Origin of the sequence: Amycolatopsis xylanica, from assembly GCF_900107045.1 — a bacterium.
Lineage (GTDB): Bacteria > Actinomycetota > Actinomycetes > Mycobacteriales > Pseudonocardiaceae > Amycolatopsis > Amycolatopsis xylanica.
In genome coordinates this window covers 415,410-440,011 of sequence record NZ_FNON01000002.1, presented here as the reverse complement: position 1 = coordinate 440,011, position 24,602 = coordinate 415,410, and the positions used below count along the sequence as shown (strand labels likewise).

Here is a 24,602-nt window from a genome sequence, read left to right as displayed (position 1 = left end):
ACAACCATCGAATCGTTAGCCCACTATACCCCCATGACGATTCGACGATCATCGAATGATCGCCTCGTTCTGGGGCCTCTGCTCATCCTCGCCGTCGGCACCTTCATCCTGGGTACCGACGGCTTCGTCCTCAACGGCCTGCTGCCGACCATCGCCGCCGACCTCCACGTCTCGGAGTCCGTCGCGGGCCAGCTGACCACCGTTTTCGCCGCCACCTACGCGATCGGCTCGCCGCTGATCGCCGCCTTCACCGGATCATGGGACCGCAAACGCCTGCTGGGCGCCGGGCTCGTCCTGTTCACCATCGGCATGGCCGGGCAGGCGCTCGGCGAAAGTTTCACCATCGTCGCCATTTCGAGGGTGCTCGCCGCGCTCGGCGCGGCCGCCTTCCAGGCGAACGCCTACGTCATGGCGAGCGCGATCGCGCCGGAAGCGCGGCGCGGCCAGGCGCTCGCGACCGTCGCCGCCGGGATGAGCGTGTCGATGGTGCTCGGCGTGCCGATCGGTGTGCTCGCCGGGAACCTGGTCGGCTGGCGTGCGGTCATGTGGGGCATTGGCGCGCTCGGAATCCTTGTCGCGCTTGCGGTTCCGGCGCTGCCGTCGGTGCGGGTGCCGACCACGGGCCTGCGTGACCGGCTGGCGGTGATCGTGCGGCCACCGATCGCGCGGGTGCTCGGCGTGACCGTGCTCGCCATGCTCGCGACGTTCGGCGTCGCCACCTATCTGCCGGTGATCGCCAAGGACGTCGCCGCGGGGGCCGTGCTCGCGTGGGTGCTCGTCGGCAACGGCATCGGGCAGGTCATCGGGACGACGCTCGCCGGGCGCTGGACCGACCGCTTCGGCCCGGACCGGGTCCGGCTCGTTTCGCTGTCCGGGGTCGCGAGTGCCTTGCTGCTGCTCGATTTCGCGGTGCTGAGCCTGCCGTCGACGATCGTCTACGCGTTGCTGATCGGTGGTTTCGCCGGGATGTTGATGGTGCCGCAGCAACACCGGCTGTTCTCGCTCGCGCCGGACGCGCCCTCGGTCGCGCTGGGGCTCAACGGATCCGCGATCTACGCGGGCGGCGCGCTCGGCTCGGCCGTCGGCGGTGTCGTGCTCGCCTGGGCGGGCCCGAAGTGGCTCGGCCCGGTCGCGGCCGTCTCCGTCCTGCTGGCGCTAGCCCTCTCGAAGCGCCGAGAAAAGCAGGCTGCGGCCCATGATCGCGTCCATGCCGGAAACGAGCGGCCTGCCGAGGCGCGCTGAGACCTCGGTCGCCTCCTCGGTGGTCACGGTCCAGCCGACCGTGTCAAGCCACTTGGCGAGATCGCGGCGCGGCTCGATGTTCCAGAGGTCGATGATGTCGACGCCATAGCGTTCGGCGGCCTCGGCGAACAGCGGGTCGTCCCGCATCTCCTCGAACTCCCAGCCGTGCACGTACTCGGCCGAAAGCATGCTGCCCGGCGCCGAAAGCGCGTGGACCGTCTCGGCCAGCTCCTCCTCGGCCGCGGCGGGCAGGTACTGCACCAAGCCTTCCAGCAGCCACGCGGTCGGCTTCCCCGCGTCGAAACCCGCGGCGGCCAGTCCGGCCGCCCAATCACCGCGCAGGTCGGCGTCCACCGCGTGCCGCGCGCATCGGGCTCGCGCGCCCGCCGCGTCGAGCACGCGCTGCTTGAACTCGTGCATCCGCGGCTGGTCGACCTCGAACAGCACGGTCCCGTCCGGCCAGCCCAGCCGCTGGGCGCGGACGTCGAGACCGGCGGCGAGTATCGCCACCTGCCTTATCCCTGCCGCCATCGCGGCACGGAAATAGTCGTCGAAATACCTGGTGCGCACCGCGACGTAGGTCACGCCGCTGTCCGCTGGCACCCCCGCCGGGTCCGGCACGGTGATGCCTGCCTCGGCCAGGAACCGCCCCGCGAGCGGGTCGGCCACCAGCCTGCCGGATCTCGCGTGCTCCAGTGCGCGCGCCATGGCCACACCGAGCGCGGTCGAACCGACTTCGGCCGCGTAGTCCTCGTCCATGCCTGAACACTGGCACCGATCGAGCGGACAGAACTGACTAACTCGCCCTTATGTGCAACGAATCCAGTGCCTTCCGGACATGTCCGTCGTTGGCCGACAACGCGGCCGCCGCGCCGCGGACGTCCACCCCGGAGAGCAGGTGGACCAGCGCGACCTTCAGTTCTCCATCGGCTTCGGTGAGCGCGTCGGAGCACACCGCCATGGTCATGCCGGTGGCCTCCTGCAGGATCCGCACCGTCCGGCCGCGCAGCTTCGCGTTGGTCGCGCGCATGCTGACCATCAGGTTCGAATACGTCCTGCCGAGCTTGATCATCGTCGCCGTCGAGAACGACGTGAGGATCAGCTTCTGCGCGGTGCCCGCCTTCATCCTGGTCGAGCCCGCGATGGCCTCCGGCCCGGTGTCGACGGCGATGAGCACGTCAACGCCCGGCGGCTTCGACCCCTTGGCGTTGCCCGACACGAGCCCGGTCTTCGCGCCGCGGCGGGATGCCGCGGCGAGCGCACCGAGCACGTAAGGCGTCCGGCCGGACGCGGTGATCCCGAGCACGAAGTCACCCGGCTCCACCGACGCGGTCATCTCGGCCGCACCGGCGATCGCGTCGTCCTCGGCGTTCTCCACCGCCTGACGCAGTGCCTGCTCGCCGCCCGCGTGATGCGCGACGAACAGGTCGGGCGACACGTTGAACGTGGGCACCAGCTCGGCCGCGTCGAGCGTGGCCAGCCTGCCGGACGTCCCCGCCCCGACATAGTGCACCCGGCCACCGCCGCGCAGCGCTTCCACGGCGTGGTCGACGGCGACGGCCAGCTGGCCCAGCACCGCGTTCACCGCGTCCGGCACCCGGCGGTCCTCGGCGTTGATCGCGCCGAGGATGCCGATGGTCGACATCAGGTCGATGTCGGTGGTGCGCGGGTTCCGCTGCTCGGTCGGCGAATCGACGTGCACCACCTGCCGTGGGACGGTCATCATGCGCCTCGCTTCTAGGTCATCGTTCATTTGCCGGTTTCCCGGGGCCGCCGCCTGCCGTCGGGGCGAACTCCGAGCCTGTGGGAGCCGACGGCGTCGCGCGTCGCGTCGAGCGCGTTGACGGCGTCGTCCATGTGCCGCTGCGCGACACCGATGAAGAGACAGTCGATGACGGTGAGCTGCGCGATGCGGCTCGCCGTGGCGCCGGAGCGGAACGTGGTCTCGCGGGCGGCCGTGGTGAGCACGTGGTCGGCCACCTCGGTGATCGGCGAGCGCGGGAAGTTCGTCAGCGCGATGGTGGTCGCGCCGTGCTCACGGGCCACCCGCAGCGCCTCGACCGTGTCGGTGGTCGCGCCGGTGTGCGAGATGCCGACCGCGACGTCCGCGTCACCCAGCACGGCGGCCGAGGTCAGCATGATGTGCGTGTCCGACCAGGCGAAGCTGATCCGGCCGATGCGGTGCAGCTTCTGCTGCAGGTCCGCCGCGACGAACGCGCTCGCGCCGACGCCGTAGACGTCCACGCGGCCTGCGGAGGCCAGCAGGTCGATGACCTTCTGCAGCGTCTCGACCTCGAGCTGCTCGGCGGTCTCTTCGACGGCGCGCGCGTCGGCGAAGCTGACCTTGTTGATGACCGACTGCAGGTCGTCGTCCGGGCTGATCTCGCCGCCGAGGTTGCGGCTCGAGCGGGCCTCGGAGCGCGCGGTGTCCGCGGCCAGCGCGATGCGCAGCTGCGGGTAGCCGCCGACCCCGACGGCCTTGCAGAACCTGGTGACCGTGGTCTCACTGGTGTTCGCGGCGAGCGCCACCTCGGTGATGCTGCGGCGCGCGACGGACGCGGGGTCCTCGAGGACCACCTTGGCGACGCGCTGCTCGGCGCGGGCCAGGCCAGGCAGGAGCGACCGGATCCGGACGAGCGGGCTCGCTTCCGCGTCGCGTGCCTGGTGCTGAACAGGCACGGATTCGGCAGGCGCCGTCACCGTCACTGAATCGGCAGTGTCCACCGTGGGAAAGTTACTAACCGTCGGCATTTGAGACAAGGCTACCCACACCCTTCGGGGAGATCGCAACCCATCCGTGTCTGCGGATGCTTTTGCGATTAATCGTTGAACTGAAAGTCGCTAACCAGGTCCCAGTCGTTAACGTCCCCGAGCTAACAGATTGGCAACGTAGAGTCGCACCGTAACGGGGGCAATCCCAGTCAACGGCACGCTATTTTTGCCAGATTCTTACCTTTAGTCACCGAGAGTTGAGTACCCAACCTGATGCGGTGAAGATTGACGGGTGATGCTCACCGTCAATAACCGTTCGACCGCTCTCTGTGACTCGGATGTCATCAAGATGAATTCCGCGTCCCGTGTAACGCGCATCGGTCGCGTAGCGCCACCGAAGTATTACCGGAGTGGCTGTAGTCACGTTCGCGATTACTCGCCACCACTGGCGGTGACCATGGCCGGACAACGAAACCGATTCAGATACCGGTGCTCCGGCACCCCACGCCCGCATCTTGAGAGGGGTCCATGACACCCCGTCGGCGCTCGACTCCAGTGAGAGAAGGTCAGTTTCTTCCGAGTCGACGAAGGCGTCGAAAGTCACCTTGAGCGAGCCTGCCCTGACCTGCGGCGTCGTCAGCGTGGCCGAGCTGGCGTCCCCGATCGTGCTGACCCACGAGTCGCGCCCGGCCTCCGGACGGACCGCCATGGCCCGCGCGAGCGAGGTCGCCCAGGCCTCGCGCGCGAGGTTGATCGAACCCCAGCTTCGGCTCGGGTGCACCCGGTTGGTCAGCAGGATGGCCACCGACCGCGACTCGGGGTCGATGACGAACGAGGTGCCGGTGTAACCGGTGTGCCCTGCGGTGCTCGGCGAGGCCAGCGCGCCCATGTACCACATCTGGTCGAGCTCGAAGCCCAGTCCGTGGTTGTTGCCGGGGAAGGCCTGGTTGTAATCCGTGAGCATGCTCCGGACGGTCTCCGGTCGCAGGATCCGGTGCCCGCGGTAGCTGCCGCCGTTGAGGATCGCCTGGCCCAGCACGACCATGTCGCCCGCGGTCGAGAAGATCCCCGCGTGCCCGGCGACGCCGCCGAGCGACCAGGCGTTCTCGTCGTGCACCGAGCCGCGGACCATGCCGCGCGGCGGGTTCGACTGGAACTCGGTCGCCGCGACCCTGGCGAGCTTCGACGACGGCGGGTTGTAGCCGGTGTCGGCCATCCCCAGCGGCGCGGTGATCCGGTCGCGCACGACGGCGTCGAGCGTCGAGCCGGTCAGCTTCTCGACGATGAAGCCCAGCGTCAGCAGGTTGATGTCGGAGTAGAGGTACGTCGTGCCCGGCGCGTTCTTCAGCTTGCTGTCGAGCACGGCCTTGCGGCGCGACGGGATGTCCGGGTAGCCCGCCCACAGCGACGGCCTTGGGTCCGCGTCGAAGCCCGAGGTGTGCGTGAGCAGCTGCTTGACGGTGATGGCCTCTTTGCCGTTCACCCCGAACTCGGGCAGATAGGTGATCACCGGGGCGTCGAGCGCGACCTTGCCCTGCTCGACCAGCTGCAGCACGGCGATCGAGGTGAACAGCTTCGACACCGACGCCATGTCGAAGATGGTGTCCATACGCATCGGCACCTGCTGTTCCGCCGGCAGCTCGGTGCCCGTGGCGTCGGCGTACCGGACGGCGCCGCCGACGGTGTACTTGTCGACGATCACGCCGTTGGTCGCGAGCAGGCCCACCGCGCCGGCGAAGTGCGGGTGACCGGCGGTGTCCGGCTTCGTCCAGCTCTCCAGGAACCGCTCGGCGGCCTTGATCGGCTCCGGGTCCAGCCCGGCGCTCGACGGCGAGCCGTCGCGCAGGGTGGTCCACGACGGCGCGAAGTCACGCTGGGGACGGTCGAACCGCCCACTCGAGTGGCCTTCGGTGCTCGCCATCGCGCTCGTTCCGGAGAAGGTGACCGCCACGGCGCTCACCATCGCCGCGACCCGGATCCACCTTTTCATGCGTACCTCACCTGTAGATCAAGTACTGCTGCCGCTGCCTGTCGAACTGGCCGAGCTCGCCTTGCCAAGAACCGGTGATCTCGTCGACGCCCGCGCCCGCGTCGACCATCGTGCGCAGCCGGTCCGAACCGGACAGCTTGTCGATGTAGTTGTCGGGTCGCCACGCGAAACCGGGTTGCCGCTTGCCGGTCACGAGCATCGCGACGGCGGTGCGGATCGCGTCGAACGCGTACGGGTCCGTCACCGTCAGCTGGACGCCACCGCAGGTCACGTTGACGAACTTGCTGAACGTGGGCACGAAGTACGTCTCACGGAACTTCACGCCCGGCAGCCGCAGCTCGGTCAGCTGCTCGCGCCAGCGCCAGTCGAGGCCGGGCGCGCCGATGATCTCGAACGGCCGCGTCGTGCCCCGGCCTTCGGAGAACACGGTGCCTTCGAACATGCCGGTGCCCGGATAGACGTGCGCCGTTTCCGGGGTCGGCATGTTCGGGCTCGGCGGGATCCAGTCGAGCCCGGTCCGCGCGAAGTGCTCATCGCGCCGCCAGCCGCGAACCTGCACGATGTCGAGCTTTGGGAGCTTCACGCCTTCGGCGGGCAGGAACTCGCCGACGTAGAACCTGGCGAGCTCGCCCGCGGTCATCCCGTGCTGCTGGACGATCGGCTTGCGGCCGACCCCGGAGCTGAACGCCGGGTTCAGCATCGGGCCGTAAGCCTTGCCGCCCAACGGGTTCGGCCGGTCCAAGACCACAAAGGACGCTCCGGCCTTCGCGGCGGCGACCATCGCTGTGTAGAGCGACCAGATGTAGGTGTAGAAGCGCGCGCCGACGTCCGCGATGTCGAAGACGACCGTGTCGACGCCCGCCTTGGTGATCATCGCGGCGAGCTTGGCCGCGTCGACGCCGTACGCGTCGTACACGGGCACACCGGTGCGCGGATCCGTGTAGTCGCCTTCGGATCCGCCCGCCTGCGCGCTGCCGCGGAAACCGTGCTCAGGCCCGAAAGCCGCGGCCGGGCGGACCCCGGCGGCGACCATCGAGTCGACGATGTGGTCGCCGCCCGTCAGCACGCCCGTGGGGTTGGACAGCACGCCGACCTTGCGGCCCGCGAGCATGCGCCAGCCTTGCGCCGCCAGTACTTCCGCGCCGGTGCGGACGCCGTGGTGGCCTTCTTCGGCCGAGGGCTCTGCGCTGGCGCTGGTCGTCGCGCCGGCTGCGCTGGTCGTCAGCGCCGCGCTCGCCGCGAGGAACGCCCGCCGGTTGAGGCTCACCACGAGAGTCCGTGGCCGAACGGGTACTTCACCTTGGTCAGATCGGCGCCGACAGGGACGTCGACCGGCAGCTTGCCCTGCGGCGCGACCTCGCCGAGCACCACCTTCGCCAGCGCTTCGACGGATGGCGTGATGTAGCCGTAGCTGGCCAGCCAGGTCTTCACGGTCTCGTCGTACCCGGCGTCGTAAGGGATCGCCGCGGCGACCGCGACCACCGGCTTCCCGGTGGCGTTCAACGCGTTGAGCAGCTTCAGCTGCAACGGGAAGAGCCGGATGTTGTTGGTGAGCACGACGATCACGTCCTTGCCCTGCGCGGCCGCGACGGCCTGCGCGATCAGCGCGTCCGACGGGGCCTGCCCGGTCTGCAACGCGGTCGCGGGCGTGCCGTGCGCGGTGAACCTGGCGGCGAGCTGCGCGGTCGTCGAAACTCCCCAGCCGGTGATCAGCGCGGAGGCGGGCTTCTGCTTCAGCGGCAGCACGCCGCCGTCGTTGCGCAGCAAGGTGATCGAGCGGTCGGCGACTTCCTGCGCCTTCGCGAGGTTCGCCGGGGTGCCGAGCTGGCCCATGACCTTCGCCGGGTCGACGTACGGCGAGAACAGGATGCCGCGCTTGAACTTCAGCGTGAGGATCCGCAGCACGCTCTCGTCGATGCGCCGCTCGCTCAGCTCACCCTTGCGCACGGCGTCGACCACGGAGTTGATGGCCACGTCGAGGTGCACCGGCATGAGCAGCTGGTCGGCGCCCGCCTTGAGCGCGAGCAGCGGGATCTCGGCGTCGGTGTGCATCTCGCGCACGCCCTGCATCTCGAGCGAGTCGGTGACGATGACGCCCTTGTAGCCGAGCTCGCCGCGCAGCTTGCCGGTGATGATCGGCTTAGACAGCGTCGCCGGCTCGAGCGACGGGTCGAGGCTGGGGAACTGGATGTGCGCGGTCATGATCGAGTCGATGCCCGCGCGGATGGCCGCCTTGAACGGCGGGACGTCGGTCTCGCGCCAGTGCTCTTCGGTGCTGTCGATGCGGGGGAGCCCGGTGTGGCTGTCCGTCGGGGCGGCGCCGTGGCCGGGGAAGTGCTTCGCGGTGGCGGACACGGTCTGCGAGAGCCGGTGCCCGTCCTGATAGCCCTTGACCTCCGCGGTCACGAACTGGCTGGCCAGTCCCGGCTGGCCGGAGAACGAGCGGATGCCGATCACCGGGTTCACCGGGTTCGAGTTCACGTCCGAGTCCGGCGCGAAGTTCTGGTTGATGCCGACCGCGCGCAGTTCCTTGCCGAGGATGGTGGCCGCGGCCGTCGCGTTGGCGGTGCTGCGGCCTGCCGAGATCGCCATCGCGCCGGAGAACTCGGTCGCCGGGGCGCCCATCCGGGTGACCGTGCCACCCTCCTGGTCGGTCGCGATCTGCAACGGGATGCGGGCGCCGCTGCGCGTCGCCGCCTGCTGCAGGCCGTTCGACAGCTTCGCGACCTGCACCGGGTCGTCGAAGTTGTCCCGAGAGTCGTTGTTGAAGTAGATGACGCCGCCGAGGTGGTACTTCTCGATGACCTGCGCGGGGGTGTCGACACCGAAGTCGGCCTGGTTCTTGGCGTTGACCTCGTCGGCCGACTTGCCGTTGACCCAGGTGACGAACAGCTGGCCGACCTTCTCCTCGAGGGTCAGCCCGTGCAGGGTGCGCTGCGCTTCGGCCGCGAAGGTGTCCACCTGCCCAGTCTGTCCTGCTGACGCGACGCTCGCGCCGGTCACGGCGAGTGCGCCGGCCATCGACAGCACGAAGGCTCGGCGGGGAAGTACACGTCGGATGCTCAAGGCAGCCTCCCAGTTCCGCGCGGCGCCGGGCGGCGGCGTCGCAGCACGAAACGGCCGCTCGGTAGTTTCTCACCCGAACGAGCCGATATCGGAAAGCTACTCACGTGACCGGGGGTTGTCTATCGGCCACGCAGACCAATCCTTGCCTGATTTCCTCCGCCAAAGTGGAAGGACACGCCCATCCGGCCGAGTCGACCCGGTCGTGTTGCGTCGAAAAAAGGGGAAGGACGCCCCGCGCGTGCGCGCGAGACGTCCTTCATCGTGGCCAGTAAGAGGAAGGTGCCCTTCCACGCCTCCCGATAGGTCGTGAAAAAACATTTTCATCTTTTGCTGAGACTAAGTCTGAGTTCCTCGCGAGAAGCCCTCCCGCATTAGTCGGCCTGGGTGCCACGCGGCACCTGACGAAAGTGTTTTTAACGCTGGCGGCGCCCGTCGGCCGAAGCCAACGGGCGCCGCCCTCTGCGCGAACTTTCGGGTGACCAAGCGTGCAACTCTGGTCGTACCTTCATGGACTCGGCGTGTGGCGTCCCACTACGCAGTCCCTAGACGACGAGCCTCCCGCGGCGCGCTGCGCGTGGGTGCCCGGAGTCCGCGCACGGAGGTTTGCCGGGGTGGAAAAGGCTTCTCTTCTACCTTTTCCCTGGCCGACCAAACGTCCGCACTTACTTTCTACGCCGTGATGGGAGTCACTTCAAGAGCGCGGATGGGTGCACCGGTACAGAGGCTCGATCTAGTGACTTCCCTACCCTGAGCGACATAGAATTCTTGGTCCTGTCTAAGGAAAGCCAACCTGGTACCGCCGTGTGGGTGCACGCTGCGCCGACAAGGGTGACGAACCACGACCTATCGGTCCTTGCGACGCCTCGCCAAGCCGTACCAAGTGGCCCCCGCGGCGGCCACGCCCAGTCCCAGCGCCACCGCTGTGGGTGACGCGAGCGGCAGCCGGTTGCGCAGCGACATCGGATTGTCGAACGTCAGCACCGGCCAGTCCTTGGCGGCGGCGTGCTTGCGCAGCATCCGGTCGGGGTTGACGGCGTACGGGTGCCCGACCACCTCGAGCAGCGGGATGTCCGTGCTCGAATCGGTGTAAGCGTGGCACTCGGCGAGGTCGTAGCCGTAGGTGGCGGCGAGGTCCTTCGCGGCGATCGCCTTGTTCTCGCCGTAGCAGTAGAAATCCACCTGGCCCGAGTAGCGGCCGTCCACGATCTGCATCCTGGTCGCCACGCTGCGCGTAGCGCCCAGCATCCGCGCGACCGGCGCCACCACCTCCTCGCCGGTGGCCGAGAGCACGATCACGTCGTGCCCGTCCGCCTTGTGCCGCGTGATCAGCTCGGTCGCCTCGACGTAGACGAGCGGGTCGACCACGTCGTGCAGCGTCTCTTCGACGATCGCGGACACCTGTGCGACATCCCAGCCCGTGCACAGTGCCGACACCTCCTGGCGCATGCGCTCGGTCTTTCCGGCGTCCGCGCCGGCGAGTGAAAAAACAAGCTGCGCGTACGCGCTCCGCAAAGCGGCGCGGCGGTTGATGAGCCCCTCTCTCAGCAACGGTTTACTGAAGGCGAGCGCACTCGACGAGGCGATGATCGTCTTGTCCAGATCGAAGAACGCCGCGACCCGGTTCGGCGCCACATCGGCTGGTACGGCAGGGAAGTTCGGTTCGGCCACCCCACCACAATAGGAGTATCCGCGACTTCGATCTTGCTGGTCGGTCACGAACGGCAAGATCCGATGGAAAATTCATCACAGCGGGTGCGGATTGGCCGCTGATGCCGTTATCGAATTGTGGGTGTGCCCAGAAGTGTCGCGGCGGCGCGGATGGAGTTACAGTTAGCGAGTCCGGTGCTACACCGGCCAGGTTCAGTCCGACCCCCCGGGGCTGAACCCCCGACGACCCCCGCCCCTCCCCCCTGGCGGGGGTCGTCCCTTTTCTTCTCGCTCTTTCCCAAGCGCCGCAAGGGTTTCCGGGCGCGCGCCCGCGAATGTAAAACGCCGTTTTCCATAGTGGTAAAACAGTGTGCCGGATCTTTTTCACGGGGTGGGTGAATACGAACCGGGCCGAACGTGCGGGCGCACACGGCGAACTCGCGTGCGCGCGGGACGAGTCTTCGCCCGTTTATCCGCCCATTGGGCACTGGTCTTTGCGACCAAAGAACGCCTGAGTCGCTGGTCTTGGCGCCCAAATCTTCTTTCGTGACAGCGCTTTCGGTCCATCCGGCCGGTGGGCCGTCTCGCGCATACCACACGGGGCCGACAAGTTCTGTCGCGGAAACGGTGTTTCCCGCCGAGTTATCCACATCGGGGTGGTTATCCACAGGTGCGGTGATCGGGCGTTGTGGCGGCGATGGCGGGTGCGTGACGGTGGAGGCATCGACCGAACCGACGCAGGGGGTTGGCATGACCACCGGAACCCGGCCACTCATCGTGGCCAACGACGAAACCGTCATCGACGAGGTGATCCGCCTCGCCGCCGCGGTGGGCTGCGGCACCGAGCGCGCGCCGGACCTCGTGGCCGCGCGGACGAGCTGGGCGCGAGCGCCCTTGGTGATACTCGACGAGGAAGCCGCGATGCAGCCGAACGCGCTGCCTCGAAGACGCGGGGTTTTCCTGGTGTGCAAGGGAGCACCGGCCCCGCCGGTGTGGAGATCCGTGTTCGACGCCGGTGTCGAGCGGGTGCTGAGCCTGCCTGAGGACGAGGCCGCGCTGATCGCCGAGCTCGCCGATGTGGTCGATGGCCCGGACATGCCGGGCGGGCGGATCATCGGATTCCTCGGCGGGCGTGGTGGGGCGGGCGCCTCGGTGCTCACCGCGGCCGTCGCCATGACCGTCTGCCGGGAGGGCGGCAGCGCGCTGCTGATGGACTGCGATCCACTCGGCGGCGGGATCGACATCGTGCTCGGCGCCGAGGCGCAATGCGGGCTGCGCTGGTCGGAGCTGCAGGTCGGGTCCGGCCGGGTGTCGATGGCGGCTTTGCGCGAAGCACTGCCCGCCCAGCATTACCGCGGCGGACGGCTGTCCTTCGTTTCTTACGACAGGGAAGGCGGAGGGGCTTCCGTGGAGGCCGTCACGGCCGTCGCTGAAGCCGGGCGCCGGGCGGGCCGGAAAGTACTGTGCGATCTGCCCCGCAATCTCGGGCGGACCACCGAGGCGGTGGTCGGGATCGCCGATCTGATGATCGTGGTCGTCCCGGCCGAAGTGCGCGCTTCCATTGCCGCACAACGTATCCAGCGCTATCTGGAACATCGTGCCTCGCGGGTGGCGCTGGTCGTGCGCGGGCCTTCGCCGGACAAGATCCCGGCGGCGGACATCGCGGGCACGGTCGGGCTTCCGCTGCTCACCTGGATGCCGCCCGAACGCGGGCTCGCGCTGGCGCTCGACAGAGGCAAGTTCGAGCTGAACCCGCGAGGGCCGCTCGGCGTCACCGCTCGCGCGGTGCTGCGTGCACTGCCCGACGAGGAGGTGGCGGCATGAGCGGCGAGCTCGTCGAACGCGTCCGGCTGCGCCTGGCGTCGGCCGGGTCCGCGCCGGACACCGCGGCCGTCGCCGACGCCGTCCGCGCGGAGGCGGGTGGTGCCATCGGGCACGTGGATCTGTTGCGTGCCTTGCGTTCCCTGCGGCATGAGTTCATCGGCGCCGGTGTGCTGGAGCCGTTGCTCGAGGATCCGGACACCACCGACGTGCTGGTGACCAAGCCCGGCGAGGTGTGGACGGACGGGCCTGACGGACTTCGCCTGTCGGACGTCGTGTTCGAAGACGAGGCCGCGGTGCGCAGGCTGGCGCAGCGGCTGGCGTTGCTCGCCGGGCGAAGGCTCGACGACGCCCAGCCCTATGTGGACGGTTGGCTGCCGGGGACCGGACCGCACGGCAGGGTGCGGCTGCACGCCGTACTCCCGCCGATCGCCGCCGACGGGACCTGCCTGTCGCTCAGGGTGTTGCGCCCGGCTTCCCACGACCTCGCCACCTTGTGCTCGCTCGGCACGTTCGACGCGGAGGGCAAGGAACTGCTTCAGGCGATCATCGCGGCGAGGCTGGCCTTCCTGGTCACCGGCAGCACCGGCTCCGGCAAGAGCACGCTGCTCGCGGCCATGCTCGGCGCGGTCGCGCGGTCGGAACGCATTGTCTGCGTGGAAGACGCGGCTGAGCTGCAGCCGGCGCATCCCCAGTTCGTCAGGCTGATCGCTCGGCCGCCGAACATCGAAGGCGTCGGCGAGGTGACGCTGCGGGAGCTGGTGCGCCAAGCGCTCCGGATGCGCCCTGACCGGCTCGTGGTCGGCGAGGTGCGCGGGCAGGAGGCCGTCGACCTGCTCAACGCGCTCAACACCGGCCACGACGGCGGCGCCTGCACGCTCCACGCGAACTCACCGCTGGAAGTCCCGGCCCGGATGGAGGCGCTGGCCGCGCTCGGCGGCTTGGCCAGGGCCGCCTTGCACAGCCAGCTCGGCGCCGCGGTGCGAGTGGTGCTGCACATGCGGCGGATCCCCGGGCGCGGCCGTCGGCTCGACGAGATCGGGGTCGTGCGGCTCGGCGGCTCTGGCGTGCGAGTGTGCCGGGTGTGGCACGGCGGCCGGTGGACCGAGCATCGGCCGGTCCTCACCGGCCTGCTCACCGGAGCGTCGCCATGGTGAGCGCGCTGCTCGGGCTGACCGCGCTCCTGTGCTGGCCCGCGACCCGTGCGAGCGCCCGGCTCGCCGGCCTGGTCGGACGGATCTGTCCGCGCGGCCTGCCGCGGCGATGGTGGCGGACAGCTCTGGGCGGACTGGCGCTCGTCGTCTCCACGATGCTCGCTTGGCCGGGCGGAGGGCTGGCGGCCGCGCTGCTCGGGTACGCCGTCCGGTGTGATCGGCGGGAGCGCGAAGTCATGCGAGCGCGGCTCGCGGAGGCGGACGGGTTCGCCGAAGCGTTGCGCGCGATGGTCACCGAGCTGAGAGCCGGTGCGCATCCGATCGCGGCCGCGGAGTCGGCGGCAGGCGAAGCGACGGGCGAGGCGGCGCGGGCCATGCGGGCGGTCGCCGCCGCGGCGCGGCTGGACGGTCCGTTCCCCGAGTCACCGGCTGACGGGCTGCTCGGCAGGCTCACCGGCGCGTGGACGCTCGCGCAACGGCACGGCCTGCCGATGGCCGAGGTGCTCGACGCCGTCCGGCGTGACGTCGAACTGAGCGTGCGCCTCGCCAGGCAAGCCGACTCGAAGCTTGCCGGGCCGAGGTCGAGCGCTTCGGTGCTGGCCTTCCTGCCCTGCCTGGGCATCGCGCTCGGGCAGGCGATGGGCGCGGACCCCGCGAGGGTGCTGACCGCGACGGCGCCGGGCCAGGTGCTGCTGGTCTTGGGCGCCGGCTTCATCGCGGCGGGACTCGCCTGGAGTTCGCGGCTGACGCGGCGGGTGGTGACGGTATGAACGCCATGGTCCTGCTCGCGGCCGGGTTGTCGGCACTGCCGCCTGCGCTGGGTGCCGTGGACCGGATGCGGAGCATGGGCCCGGCCGGACGGCACATGGCCTGGCGGTGGCCGGGGCGGAAGCGGGCGCGCGGTGACCCGTTGCGGCTGGCGGCCGTGCTGGACCTGCTGGCGGCTTGCCTGCGGTCCGGGCTTCCGGTGGCCGAGGCCGTCCGCGCGGTCACCGGTGGCAGCGCGGAGGACGACGCCTTGCGCGCGACGGCGGACCTGCTCGAACTCGGCGCCGATCCGGTGCTCGCGTGGGAGCCGGTCGCCTGCTGTGACGGGCTCGCCGAACTCGCGAGGGCGGCGCGGCGGACCGCCCGGTCCGGCACCGCGCTGGCCGAGGCGGTCGCGGAACTGGCTGCCCGGCTGCGCGCGAGCGTCGCGGACGAGGCCGAGGCGCGGGCGCAACGCGTGGGCGTGCTGATCACCGGGCCGCTCGGGCTGTGCTTCCTGCCCGCCTTCTTCTGCCTCGGCGTGGCGCCGGTCGTCGCCGGGCTCACGGCCGGGCTGCTGACCCCGCACTGACTGAACCGACAAAGAGGAGTACAGCCATGGAAAAGCGGTTCCTGTACGGCGACGCGGGCGCGATCTCGGCCGAGTACGCGTTGATCACGCTCGCCGGCGCGGCCATCGCCGGTGTCATCTATCTGCTCGTCACCAGCGACTGGGCGGCCGACGCGCTGCGCGGGCTGATCGAACGAGCGCTCTCGGTGGGCACGTGATGGACGGCGATCGGGGAGCGGTGACCGTGGAGGCCGCGGTCGCGCTGGGCGCGCTGGCCTTCGTGCTGGCTTCGATGCTGGCCGGGCTCGCCATGGTCGTCGACCTGCTCAGGTGCACCGACGCCGCCGGTGAAGCGGCGCGGCTGGTGGCACGTGGTCAGCGGCAGCAGGCCGAAAGCGCGGTGCGGGTCATCGCGCCGGGCGGAGCGCGGCTGGCGGTGCGGGCCGAGGGCGACGCGGTGACCGTGGAGGTCGGCGTGGCCCCGGTGGGCGGTCTGCTGTTCGGGGCGCGGGTGCGCGCCACGGCGTTCGCCTTGCTCGAACCGGGGGTGTCCGGTGCCGGGTGAGCGGGATGGCGGCTCGGCTTCGGTGCTCGCCGCGGTGGCCGTGCTGCTGGTGCTGGTGATCGGGATGACCGTGTGCTGGATCGGGGTCGCCTCGATCTGCCGGAGGCGTGCGGAGACCGCGGCCGATCTCTCGGCGCTGGCCGCGGCGGGCGGGCCGTCCTGTGAGCGGGCGCGCCGGGTCACCGAGGCCATGGGAATAGGACTGAGCGGGTGCCGGTTCGTGTCCGGTGACGCGCTCGTCGAGGTTCGGCTGGAGCTCGCCGGGGTACTCGGTCCGTGGGGCTCGGTGGCGGCGCGTGCGCGCGCCGGGCCGGTCGACCGCCCGCCGTGAGTGGCCACGGAGACGAGCGGCCGACGAGCGGACCGCGCGGCTGACCCGCCGACCGCGGAGATCAGTGGTCCAGATCACGAGCAGCGGTCGTCTTCGCGCGCCGAGCGGTCATTTGGAACTTTTGGCCCCCGCCGAACGGCCGTACCTCAAGAACAGCGCGGAACCTGACGAAACCGTCGTCCCTGGTTTCGCCTGCGGCGAACGGCTCCGCAGTGGTTCCGACGGCCGGATGATCGGTAAGCGGCAGTTCGGTCCAGCCGTTGAACTACCGCGCGTTCATCGCCCCGTAACCACCGGTTGTCGCGTGGGCTCTATCGGCAATGTGCAACTTGCCGTTTATTGAGATGTACGCCACTACGAGCGAGTGGCGGCAGCAGGAAGCAAGATGGAGGCAAGAAGACAATGTTGGACGCGAACTGGCCGGACAGCTGGCGCAACGCTTTCCGTATCGAGCTGCGCGCCGAGGCGATCGGCCTCGCGTGGCGCGGCTGGCCGGTGCTGCCGGGCGTCAACCCCGTCGCGGTGCGCGGCGAGGACGATGACCTGACCTGGCGCAGGCCCGTGCCGGCGTACGACAACTGGAGCGACGTCATCGGCGCCCACCCGCACCAGGTGGCGGAGTGGTTCTGCGACAAGACGCACAGCCTCCTCGTGGCGACCGGCACCGTGCTCGACGCGATCGAGGTCGACGACGAGCTCGGCAAGCGCGCCGCCCGCCTGCTGCGGGCGACCGGGCACCCCGCGCCCATCGTCGCCATGCCGAACGGCCGCTGGCTGTTCCTCACCACCGCGGCGGCGAGCATCCCCGCCGCACTGGCCGCGCAGGCCTCCATCGAATGGCACGGCGCCGGTAGCTGGATCCCGCTGCCGCCGTCGCCTTTCCAGCACGGTGTCGTGCACTGGCGGGTCAAGCCCGAGGTCTGGGGCTGGCAGCTGCCGGAAGCCTCGGCCGTGCACGAGGTTCTGGTGCGCGCGCTCGAGGGCGAGCACGCGATTCACCTGGTCGAGTCTTCGGCCGCTTGATCCACCCCGTGGCCTGCCTGGGCCCCGTGCTGACGCAAAGCCCCGAGCACGGTATCCAGAACGGCCACGGCACCCGCCTTGTCCAGTGGGTCGTTGCCGTTCCCGCATTTCGGCGACTGAACACAGGACGGGCAACCCGTCGGGCACTCGCAGGAGATGATCGCCTCCCGCGTCGCGTCCAACCATGGGAACACCGCGGCGAATCCGCGGTCGGCGAATCCCGCACCCCCGGGATGACCGTCGTGCACGAACACCGTCGCCTCCCCGGTGTCTTCGTGCCACGCGGTGGACACTCCGCCGATATCCCATCGGTCGCACGTGGCGAACAGCGGTAGCAGGCCGATCGCCGCGTGCTCGGCGGCATGCAGGGCACCGGGGACGCGCGCCGGCAGCAGGCCGGCGCCCCCCGGTGCCCCGCAGACCTCCAGCAATTCAGGCGAGATCGTGTACCAGACCGCCCGCGTCTCCAATACCTGCTCGGGCAGGTCGAGCGAAACGTGGTCGAGCACCTGCCCGGACGGCCGCCGCCGGAGATAGCCGACCACCTGCGAGGTCACGGCCACCTCGCCGAGGCAGACGCTGACACCGCCATAATCCTTGCGCAGCACGGTCTTCCGCACGGCGATGTCCACCACCTCGCGCGGCTGGGTGTTCCAGTCCGGCGCCTCGGCGTGCACCATCGCGAGTCCGGCTTCGAAGTCCAGCTCGTCGACGACGTACGACTTGCCCTGATGCAGATACACCGCGCCGGGGTGCACCGTGAAACACGCCGAACCGGGATCGACCGTGCCGAGCATCCGCCCGGAATCCGCTTCCACCACCGCGATCTGCTCGCCGCCGGAGCCTCGGATGTCCACCTCGTGCTGCGGCCGGTCCCGCGACGTCCAGTACCAGCCGCTCGGCCGCCGCCGGAGCACGCCGTCGGAAACCAGCGCGTCCAGCACGGTTTTCGCCGCTTCGCCGCCGAACGCGTCCAGCTCACCCGTGGTCAACGGCAACTCCGCCGCCGCGCAAGCCAGCTGCGGCGCCAATACATAGGGGTTCGCCGGATCCAGCACCGCGGTTTCCACCGGGCGCTCCAGTATCGCCGCCGGGTGATGCACGAGATAGGTGTCGAGCGGATCGTCTCGGGCGACGAACACCACCAGTGCCGAATCACCGGACCGGCCCGCCCGCCCCGACTGCTGCCAGAACGAGGCGAGCGTGCCCGGATAACCGGCGAGCACCACCGCGTCCAGCCCGGCGATGTCGACGCCGAGCTCCAGCGCGTTCGTCGTCGCGACCCCCAGCAGCCGCCCAGCGAGCAGATCCGCTTCGAGTGCGCGCCGTTCTTCCGGCAGATAGCCCGACCTGTACGCGGCCACCAGCGGAGTCAGCGAACTGTCCACTTCGGACAGAATGCGGCGCGCGCCGATCGCGGTCAGCTCCGCGCCGAGCCGTGACCGCACGAAGGCCAGGCTGCGCGCGCCCTCGATGACGAGTTCGGCGAGGATCCGGCCTGCTTCGGCGCCCGCCGAGCGCCGGACCGGGGCGCCGTTCTCGCCGGAAAAGTCTTCCAGCAGCGGCGGTTCCCACAGCGCGATCGTGCGCGGGCCGCGAGGGGAGACGTCCTCGGTGACGGCAGCGCAGTCCGCTCCGATGAGCCTGCTCGCGAACGCCGCGGGTTCGGCCGTCGTCGCCGAGGCCAGCACGAAGACCGGCGAGGCGCCGTAATGCCGGGCCACCCGGCGCAGCCGTCGCAGCAGAAGCGCGACATGAGAGCCGAAAACCCCGCGATAACTGTGGCATTCGTCGACGACCACATAGGACAACCGCTTGAAGAACCGCGCCCAGCGCGCGTGCGAGGCGAGGATCCCGCGATGCAGCATGTCCGGGTTCGTGAACACCCACCGCGAATGCGCGCGCACCCAGTCCCGCTCGGCCATCGGGGTGTCGCCGTCGAAGGACGCGGGCCGCACGCCCGACACGTCCAATGAGGACACCGACCGCAGCTGATCCGCGCCCAGCGCCTTGGTCGGGGAGAGATACAGCGCGCACGCGCGGTCGTCCTCACTCAGCGAGGACAACACCGGCAGCTGGTACGCCAGCGACTTGCCAGAGGCGGTGCCGGTCGAGATGACCACGTTGTGCCCGGAATGCGCGAGTTCGGCCGCTTCGATCTGGTGCGTCCAAGCCCGTTCGACACCCGCCGAACCGAACGCGGCCACCACCTCCGGCGGCGTCCACGACGGCCACTCGGCGAAGCTCGCGATCCTGGCGGGAAATTGGGCTATATGGGTGATCGGATTGAGGTCCTCCGGCAAGCCCGCCGTCATCCGGCGCAGCAGCGCCCGCGCTCTCTCCCCGTCCATCGCGCCTGCCACCCGACGAGCTTGGCACAGCACACCGACAACCTCCGAAACCCTGTTCCGGATTCCTTGCCGCGCCTGCGAAGAATCGATCTAGTGAGCAGTCTCACAAGATCACTCAACGTATCAGTATCGGGACGCCTTGCCGACGTCCCACGCAGTACCAATACACTCCGGCAAACCACACCACTTGTGGTGTAGATCCCACGCCAATGACGGCGCGCCGGTTCACCGGCCTTCCGGCATTGGAAAAGGCGACGTCTCATGGAGGACGAATGTCCCGGCAGTTCCTCGCGGAGGGCCTAGAGCTCTCCGGAGGTGATTACACCATCGTCGGTGTGATCGCCGTGGTCGCCCTTGCCGCACTCGTCATCGGTTATGTGCTGCTCAAGGAGGTTCTGGCCGCGGGCCAGGGCACCTCCAAGATGCAGGACATCGCCAAGGCGGTGCAGGAAGGCGCGGCCGCCTACCTCAAGCGACAGCGCAACACGCTCGCCGTCTTCGGCGCCATCGTGTTCTTGCTGCTCTTCGCCCTGCCAGCGGAGGACTGGAGCGAGCGCATCGGCCGCTCCCTGTTCTTCCTCGTCGGCGCAGGATTCTCGTTCGCGATCGGTTACCTCGGCATGTGGCTGGCCACCCAGGCCAACCTGCGGGTGGCCGCGGCGTCACGCGAGGCAGGCGGTCGTGAGGTCGCCATGCGGGTCGCGTTCCGCACCGGTGGCGTCGTCGGCATGATCACCGTCGGCCTCGGCCTGTTCGGTGCCGCGGTCGTCGTCATGGTCTACGCGGGTGCGGCACCGAAGGTGCTGGAGGGCTTCGGTTTCGGCGCCGCGCTGATCGCGATGTTCATGCGTGTCGGCGGCGGTATCTTCACCAAGGCCGCCGACGTCGGCGCCGACCTGGTCGGCAAGGTCGAGCAGGGCATCCCCGAGGACGACCCGCGCAACGCGGCCACCATCGCCGACAACGTCGGTGACAACGTGGGCGACTGCGCCGGTATGGCGGCCGACCTCTTCGAGTCGTACGCGGTCATGCTGGTCGCGGCGCTGATCCTGGGCAGCACGGCGTTCGGCGTGCACGGCCTGATCTTCCCGCTCATCGTCCCGGCGATCGGCGTGATCACCGCGGTCATCGGTGTCTACATCACCAAGGCCAAGGAAGGTGAAGGCGGCCTGGTCACGATCAACCGCGCGTTCTACATCTCCGCCGGTATCTCCGCGGTGCTGTCGACGATCGCGTCGTTCGTGTTCCTGCCGAGCTCGTTCTCCGAGTTCACCGGTGTCACCACCACCAGCCAGTCCGGCAACCCGGCGGTCATCGCGACCGTCGCGGTGATCATCGGCATCGTGCTGGCCGCGGTCATCCTGAAGCTCACCGGGTACTACACCGGCACCGAGCACAAGCCGGTCCAGGACGTCGGCAAGACCTCGGAAACCGGTGCGGCCACGGTCATCCTGGCCGGTATCTCGGTCGGTTTCGAGTCCGCCGTCTACACCGCGCTGGTGATCGGCGCCGCCGTGTTCGGCGCGTACCTGCTCGGCGGTGGCGTCGCGCTGTTCGCCGTCGCGCTCGCCGGCACCGGCCTGCTGACCACCGTCGGCGTCATCGTCGCGATGGACACCTTCGGCCCGGTCTCGGACAACGCGCAGGGCATCGCCGAGATGTCGGGCGACGTCGACGAGAAGGCCGCGCAGATCCTCACCGAGCTCGACGCGGTCGGCAACACCACCAAGGCGATCACCAAGGGCATCGCGATCGCGACGGCCGTGCTGGCCGCGACCGCGCTGTTCGGCTCCTATCAGGACGCGATCACCAAGGCGCTGGCCAAGGTCCCGAACGTGGCACAGAGCGGCACGGACGCGCTGAAGTCGTTCATCAGCGACGTGGTCAGCCCGAACACCCTCGTCGGCGTCATCGTCGGCGCGGCGGTCGTCTTCCTGTTCTCGGGTCTCGCGGTCAACGCGGTCTCGCGTGCCGCTGGCGCGGTGGTGTACGAAGTGCGCCGCCAGTTCCGCGACATCCCGGGGATCATGGAGGGCACGACCCGTCCCGAGTACGGCCGCGTGGTCGACATCGTCACCCGCGACTCGCTGCGTGAGCTGACCACCCCCGGTCTGCTCGCCGTGTTCGCCCCGATCGCGGTCGGCTTCGGCCTCGGCACCGGCGCGCTCGCCGGTTACCTGGCGGGCGCCATCGCCACCGGCACCCTGATGGCGATCTTCCTCGCCAACTCCGGTGGCGCGTGGGACAACGCGAAGAAGCTGGTCGAGGACGGCCACCACGGCGGCAAGGGTTCGGACGCGCACGAGGCCACCATCATCGGTGACACCGTGGGTGACCCGTTCAAGGACACCGCGGGCCCGGCCATCAACCCGCTGATCAAGGTGATGAACCTGGTCTCCGTGCTGATCGCCCCCGCGGTCGTGCAGTTCTCGATCGGCGACAGCGCGTCGACCCCGCTGCGCATCGTCATCTCGCTGGTCGCGGTCGCGATCATCGTGGCGGCGATCGTCGTGTCGAAGAAGCGCGGCACCGTCCTTTCGGACACTCCGGCCGAGGTCAAGAGCTAGTCGCAGCTGTAACCCACTCGGGGCCCGTCACGCTTGTTCGCGTGGCGGGCCCTGTGTGTTTTGTGATCGAGTACCGTCCGGTTTGCTTGAAAGTCCCTTTACTAAGGAGTCCACCATGAGGCGCAGCCTCAGTCTTGCCGGCGCAGGGGTCGCCCTGGCGCTGGCGCTCACCGCCTGCGGTTCCGCGGACAAGCCGTCGACGGCCGCCCCGTCGCCCTCTTCGCCGGCACCCGCCCCTGCCAGCTCCTCGTCCGCCGCTCCGGCAGGCAACGCGGGCGCCTGGGTCAACGACTTCTGCGGCTCGCTGACCGAGCTCGCGAACCTCGACGCCTCGAAGATCCAGCCGCCTGCCGAGACCGCCACGATCGCGGAGAAGCAGAAGGCCATGTCCCAGCTGCTCGAGACCATCGGTGGCGCGATCAGCCCCGCCGTCGAGAAGCTCAGCAAGCTGCCCGCGTCCCCGGTCGCGGCCGGTGACGAGGCGAAGAAGACCTTCCTCGACACGCTCAAGCCGGTCGACGACCAGATCAAGGCCGCGAAGGCGAAGCTCGACGCCGCTCCCGCCGGTGACGCGCAGGCCGTGGCCGCCGCCGCGCTGGCGTTCCAGTCGGTCGGCACCGCGCTGAGCAGCTTCGACCCGGAGAAGCAGATCAAGGGCGCCCCGGAGCTCGAGGCCGCGGGCAAGGACCAGCCGAACTGCAAGGCGCTGGACAAGAAGTAAGCGAAAAGCTCAGGGCCCGTCGCGATCCGTGACGGGCCCTGAGTAGCTGCCTTGAGCGGCTGTGATCGAGTAGCGTGCCTTGCGGTTGGCTTTCCCGTCCCCAAGGAGTGCTCAATGAGGCGCAGCCTCTCTCTCGTGGCCGCTGGCCTCACCCTCACGCTCGCCCTCACCGGTTGCGGTGGCGACGAGAAGAAGGACGCCGCGCCTCCGTCGTCCGGCCAGTCCAGCGCCGCTTCGCCCGACTCCGGCTCCTCCGCGACGTCGGCACCAGCGCCGACTCCCGTCCAGCCGTCCGGCGCGACCGACCCGGCGGGCTGGGTCAACGACTACTGCGGCGCGCTCTCCGGACTGAAGGCCATCGAAAACGCGGGCCAGGACTCCGGCGGCATGGACCCTGCGGACCCCGACGCGGGCCGCAAGAGCATCTCCGCCCTGTACGGCAAGATCTACGACGCGCTCAACGGCGCGGTCGGCTCGCTCGGCAAGCTCGCGAAGGCCCCGGACCCCGTCGGCGACACGGCGAAGCAGAAGCTCATCGACGCCTACAAGCCCGCCGCCGAGAAGGTCAAGGCAGCGAAGACCAAGCTCGACGCCGCCGCGCCCGGTGACCAGCAGGCGCTGACCGACGCGATGGCGGGCCTCCAGACGGCCGCCGAGATCACCGACTCGATCGTCGATCCCCTCAAGGATCTCCAGGCCTCACCCGCGCTCGCCGCCGCGATCGAAAAAGCCCCCAACTGCAAGAACATTTCCGGATAAAGCGCGCTCAGCCCGGCGACTTGCAAACCGCTGTGTGATCGGTACCGTCGGTAACGGTTTTCGATACAGCGTTTGCAGGAGGTGCAACGAGTTTGCGGCCGCGGAGTACCGTTTTCGCCGCCATATCAACAGGACTTTGCCTTTTACTCGGCTTGTCCCTTGCCGCGTGCGGGCAGCAGCCGAGATCCCAGGCGAGCGTCAGGCCTGGCTCGGCGGCCGGGTCCGGTGGCGATCCGGTGGTGCTCTGGGCGGAGGGATACTGCAAGGCCGCGTTCGGCCTGGTGCAGACCCTGTCGACCATGCCGGTCGTCGATCCCAGCACCTCGGCGCGAGCCGCCGTCACCACCCGTGAGCTGCTCACTTCCGTGATCGGCGGGCTGGACGGGTCGCTCGCGACGCTGGCCAAGCTGGGGCCTTCCCCGGTGGCGGGCGGCTCCGCCGTGCGTGACAACGCGGCGAAGTCGTTCACCGGGATCAGGACGCGCGCGGCCGAGGCCAGGCAGCGGCTCGAGGTCGCCAAGGATCCGTCGGCGGTCAAGAAGGCGCTCGCCGACGCGGGTGGTCCGCTCGACGACATCTCGCGGCTGGATCTGATGCGCGGTTTGCACTCCGTGCCAGAACTGGCGCTGGCGAGCAGGCTGGCGCCGAGCTGTCAGCAGCTCTCCCCACCGGGTGAAACGGGTTCGCCGCTGTCCAGGCAGGGCAACTGAGCCTAGGCAGTAATCGAACTGGTGTTCTACCCTGAGGGGTGTGGACCAGATCTCGTTCTTCTCGGCCGAGGCCAGCGGACCGAGGCTCGCCGACCTCGCCGGGCTGCTCTGCGGCCAGGGGCGGCTGGCGAGCTTCGGGCGGACGGCCGCGCGGCTGACCGTGCGGGTCGAGCAGCCGTGGCGGGCGAGCCTGATCGCGCACGAATGCCGCAGGCGCGGGGTGGATGCGGAGGTCAGCGCGTCCGAGGAGGGTGAACCGCTGGTCAGGACCCCGTTCCGGGTCGACCTGCTGCCGATGGCTGGCCAGTGGGGCATCGAGAAGTCCATTCCGGCGGGGTTCCGGCTGGATGGCGCGATGCTGCGGCTGTGGGCGCTCGCCTGCGGCCGGTCCGCCGCGCACGCCTACCTGCTCGCGGTCGATCTCGACGCGCCCGAAACACATGAGCCGCTGGTCGGCGCGCTGGCGGCGCTCGGCGTGCCTGCCCAGCTGGTCGGCCCGCGCGGTGGTGGCCCGGCCATCAAGGTGACCGGCCGCCGCCGTCTCGCCTGCTTCGCCGAGCTGATCGGCACGCCACCGGCCGCGGCACTGCCCGCCTGGCCGGAGACGGCCAAGCGGGCAGGGTGA

Annotated in this window: 22 protein-coding genes; 14 read left to right on the top strand and 8 right to left on the bottom strand. The window is 69.5% G+C overall.

The window, feature by feature from the left end; translation table 11 throughout:
- Positions 1–33: 33 nt before the first annotated feature.
- Positions 34–1,242 carry an MFS transporter gene (locus tag BLV57_RS09700; RefSeq protein WP_091288306.1) on the top strand — a complete coding sequence of 403 codons (1,209 nt, stop codon included), beginning with the start codon at positions 34–36 and terminating at the stop codon, positions 1,240–1,242.
- Here BLV57_RS09700 and BLV57_RS09695 read toward each other — a convergent pair.
- The 7 genes from BLV57_RS09695 to BLV57_RS09665 all read right to left on the bottom strand — a co-directional run bounded on the left by BLV57_RS09695 (position 1,156) and on the right by BLV57_RS09665 (position 10,678).
- Entirely contained in the window at positions 1,156–2,001 is an 846-nt protein-coding gene (locus BLV57_RS09695) for an SAM-dependent methyltransferase (protein ID WP_091288305.1), read from the bottom strand. The genes BLV57_RS09700 and BLV57_RS09695 overlap by 87 nt on opposite strands.
- A 37-nt stretch (positions 2,002–2,038) precedes the next feature.
- Entirely contained in the window at positions 2,039–2,968 is a 930-nt protein-coding gene (locus BLV57_RS09690; RefSeq protein ID WP_091288304.1) for an N-acetylmuramic acid 6-phosphate etherase, read from the bottom strand.
- Positions 2,969–2,991: 23 nt separating this feature from the next.
- Positions 2,992–3,966 carry a MurR/RpiR family transcriptional regulator gene (locus tag BLV57_RS09685; protein ID WP_425425971.1) on the bottom strand — a complete coding sequence of 325 codons (975 nt, stop codon included), beginning with the start codon at positions 3,964–3,966 and terminating at the stop codon, positions 2,992–2,994.
- Between the two features lie 235 nt (positions 3,967–4,201).
- The gene (locus BLV57_RS09680; RefSeq protein ID WP_245757242.1) at positions 4,202–5,944 is read right to left on the bottom strand and encodes a serine hydrolase domain-containing protein; all 1,743 of its coding nucleotides are present in this window, start codon (positions 5,942–5,944) and stop codon (positions 4,202–4,204) included.
- A 7-nt stretch (positions 5,945–5,951) separates the two neighbouring features.
- The gene (locus BLV57_RS09675; protein WP_091289055.1) at positions 5,952–7,211 is read right to left on the bottom strand and encodes an exo-beta-N-acetylmuramidase NamZ family protein; all 1,260 of its coding nucleotides are present in this window, start codon (positions 7,209–7,211) and stop codon (positions 5,952–5,954) included.
- Positions 7,208–8,965, bottom strand: coding sequence for a glycoside hydrolase family 3 protein (locus tag BLV57_RS09670; RefSeq protein WP_091289056.1), 1,758 nt, complete (start codon positions 8,963–8,965; stop codon positions 7,208–7,210). Before BLV57_RS09670 ends, BLV57_RS09675 begins: the two co-directional genes overlap by 4 nt.
- An 888-nt stretch (positions 8,966–9,853) precedes the next feature.
- Complete coding sequence (locus BLV57_RS09665; RefSeq protein ID WP_091288303.1) at positions 9,854–10,678, bottom strand: HAD family hydrolase; 825 nt, start codon at positions 10,676–10,678, stop codon at positions 9,854–9,856.
- 729 nt (positions 10,679–11,407) lie between these two features.
- On the opposite strand from BLV57_RS09665, the gene ssd reads away from it, so the two are divergent.
- The 8 genes from ssd (at position 11,408) to BLV57_RS09625 (ending at position 16,869) form a co-directional block, all read left to right on the top strand.
- Positions 11,408–12,481 (top strand): septum site-determining protein Ssd, encoded by a 1,074-nt coding sequence (gene ssd, locus BLV57_RS09660; protein WP_091288302.1) that lies wholly within the window; start codon positions 11,408–11,410, stop codon positions 12,479–12,481.
- A complete protein-coding gene (locus BLV57_RS09655) occupies positions 12,478–13,635 on the top strand; it encodes a TadA family conjugal transfer-associated ATPase (protein WP_091288301.1) in 1,158 nt (385 codons plus the stop codon). The genes ssd and BLV57_RS09655 overlap by 4 nt, the downstream gene beginning before the upstream one ends.
- Positions 13,632–14,402, top strand: a complete 771-nt coding sequence (locus tag BLV57_RS09650) for a type II secretion system F family protein (protein ID WP_245757241.1) — start codon at positions 13,632–13,634, stop codon at positions 14,400–14,402. Before BLV57_RS09655 ends, BLV57_RS09650 begins: the two co-directional genes overlap by 4 nt.
- Positions 14,399–14,971 carry a type II secretion system F family protein gene (locus BLV57_RS09645; protein WP_091288299.1) on the top strand — a complete coding sequence of 191 codons (573 nt, stop codon included), beginning with the start codon at positions 14,399–14,401 and terminating at the stop codon, positions 14,969–14,971. Before BLV57_RS09650 ends, BLV57_RS09645 begins: the two co-directional genes overlap by 4 nt.
- 26 nt (positions 14,972–14,997) lie before the next feature.
- A complete protein-coding gene (locus tag BLV57_RS09640; protein ID WP_091288298.1) occupies positions 14,998–15,168 on the top strand; it encodes a DUF4244 domain-containing protein in 171 nt (56 codons plus the stop codon).
- Complete coding sequence (locus BLV57_RS09635; protein WP_091288297.1) at positions 15,168–15,515, top strand: TadE family type IV pilus minor pilin; 348 nt, start codon at positions 15,168–15,170, stop codon at positions 15,513–15,515. Before BLV57_RS09640 ends, BLV57_RS09635 begins: the two co-directional genes overlap by 1 nt.
- Complete coding sequence (locus tag BLV57_RS09630) at positions 15,505–15,846, top strand: Rv3654c family TadE-like protein (protein WP_091288296.1); 342 nt, start codon at positions 15,505–15,507, stop codon at positions 15,844–15,846. Before BLV57_RS09635 ends, BLV57_RS09630 begins: the two co-directional genes overlap by 11 nt.
- Before the next feature lie 402 nt (positions 15,847–16,248).
- Positions 16,249–16,869: a bifunctional DNA primase/polymerase gene (locus BLV57_RS09625; protein WP_091288295.1), complete on the top strand. Its 621-nt coding sequence runs from the start codon at positions 16,249–16,251 to the stop codon at positions 16,867–16,869.
- Here BLV57_RS09625 and BLV57_RS09620 read toward each other — a convergent pair.
- Positions 16,842–19,220: a DEAD/DEAH box helicase gene (locus BLV57_RS09620; protein ID WP_091288294.1), complete on the bottom strand. Its 2,379-nt coding sequence runs from the start codon at positions 19,218–19,220 to the stop codon at positions 16,842–16,844. The two genes, BLV57_RS09625 and BLV57_RS09620, sit on opposite strands and share 28 nt — an antisense overlap.
- Positions 19,221–19,492: 272 nt before the next feature.
- Between BLV57_RS09620 and BLV57_RS09615 the strand changes: the two genes are divergently transcribed.
- From BLV57_RS09615 to BLV57_RS09595, 5 genes are all read left to right on the top strand, one after another.
- Positions 19,493–21,787 (top strand): sodium-translocating pyrophosphatase, encoded by a 2,295-nt coding sequence (locus BLV57_RS09615; RefSeq protein ID WP_091288293.1) that lies wholly within the window; start codon positions 19,493–19,495, stop codon positions 21,785–21,787.
- 115 nt (positions 21,788–21,902) lie between these two features.
- Positions 21,903–22,508, top strand: coding sequence for a hypothetical protein (locus BLV57_RS09610; RefSeq protein WP_091288292.1), 606 nt, complete (start codon positions 21,903–21,905; stop codon positions 22,506–22,508).
- A gap of 114 nt (positions 22,509–22,622) precedes the next feature.
- The gene (locus BLV57_RS09605; protein ID WP_143047023.1) at positions 22,623–23,267 is read left to right on the top strand and encodes a hypothetical protein; all 645 of its coding nucleotides are present in this window, start codon (positions 22,623–22,625) and stop codon (positions 23,265–23,267) included.
- A 152-nt stretch (positions 23,268–23,419) separates the two neighbouring features.
- On the top strand, positions 23,420–23,977 hold the full coding sequence (locus BLV57_RS09600) for a hypothetical protein (protein WP_245757240.1): 558 nt from the start codon (positions 23,420–23,422) through the stop codon (positions 23,975–23,977).
- A gap of 40 nt (positions 23,978–24,017) precedes the next feature.
- Positions 24,018–24,602 carry a hypothetical protein gene (locus BLV57_RS09595; protein ID WP_091288289.1) on the top strand — a complete coding sequence of 195 codons (585 nt, stop codon included), beginning with the start codon at positions 24,018–24,020 and terminating at the stop codon, positions 24,600–24,602.

Coding starts and splice junctions, on each gene's coding strand:
- BLV57_RS09690 (WP_091288304.1), bottom strand. CDS start 2,968: ATGATGACCGTCCCACGGCAGGTGGTGCACGTCGATTCGCCGACCGAG.
- BLV57_RS09680 (WP_245757242.1), bottom strand. CDS start 5,944: ATGAAAAGGTGGATCCGGGTCGCGGCGATGGTGAGCGCCGTGGCGGTC.
- BLV57_RS09700 (WP_091288306.1), top strand. CDS start 34: ATGACGATTCGACGATCATCGAATGATCGCCTCGTTCTGGGGCCTCTG.
- BLV57_RS09695 (WP_091288305.1), bottom strand. CDS start 2,001: ATGGACGAGGACTACGCGGCCGAAGTCGGTTCGACCGCGCTCGGTGTG.
- BLV57_RS09640 (WP_091288298.1), top strand. CDS start 14,998: ATGGAAAAGCGGTTCCTGTACGGCGACGCGGGCGCGATCTCGGCCGAG.
- BLV57_RS09615 (WP_091288293.1), top strand. CDS start 19,493: ATGTCCCGGCAGTTCCTCGCGGAGGGCCTAGAGCTCTCCGGAGGTGAT.
- BLV57_RS09620 (WP_091288294.1), bottom strand. CDS start 19,220: ATGGACGGGGAGAGAGCGCGGGCGCTGCTGCGCCGGATGACGGCGGGC.
- BLV57_RS09635 (WP_091288297.1), top strand. CDS start 15,168: ATGGACGGCGATCGGGGAGCGGTGACCGTGGAGGCCGCGGTCGCGCTG.
- BLV57_RS09655 (WP_091288301.1), top strand. CDS start 12,478: ATGAGCGGCGAGCTCGTCGAACGCGTCCGGCTGCGCCTGGCGTCGGCC.
- BLV57_RS09610 (WP_091288292.1), top strand. CDS start 21,903: ATGAGGCGCAGCCTCAGTCTTGCCGGCGCAGGGGTCGCCCTGGCGCTG.
- BLV57_RS09625 (WP_091288295.1), top strand. CDS start 16,249: ATGTTGGACGCGAACTGGCCGGACAGCTGGCGCAACGCTTTCCGTATC.
- BLV57_RS09605 (WP_143047023.1), top strand. CDS start 22,623: ATGAGGCGCAGCCTCTCTCTCGTGGCCGCTGGCCTCACCCTCACGCTC.
- BLV57_RS09645 (WP_091288299.1), top strand. CDS start 14,399: ATGAACGCCATGGTCCTGCTCGCGGCCGGGTTGTCGGCACTGCCGCCT.
- BLV57_RS09670 (WP_091289056.1), bottom strand. CDS start 8,965: ATGGCCGGCGCACTCGCCGTGACCGGCGCGAGCGTCGCGTCAGCAGGA.
- ssd (WP_091288302.1), top strand. CDS start 11,408: ATGACCACCGGAACCCGGCCACTCATCGTGGCCAACGACGAAACCGTC.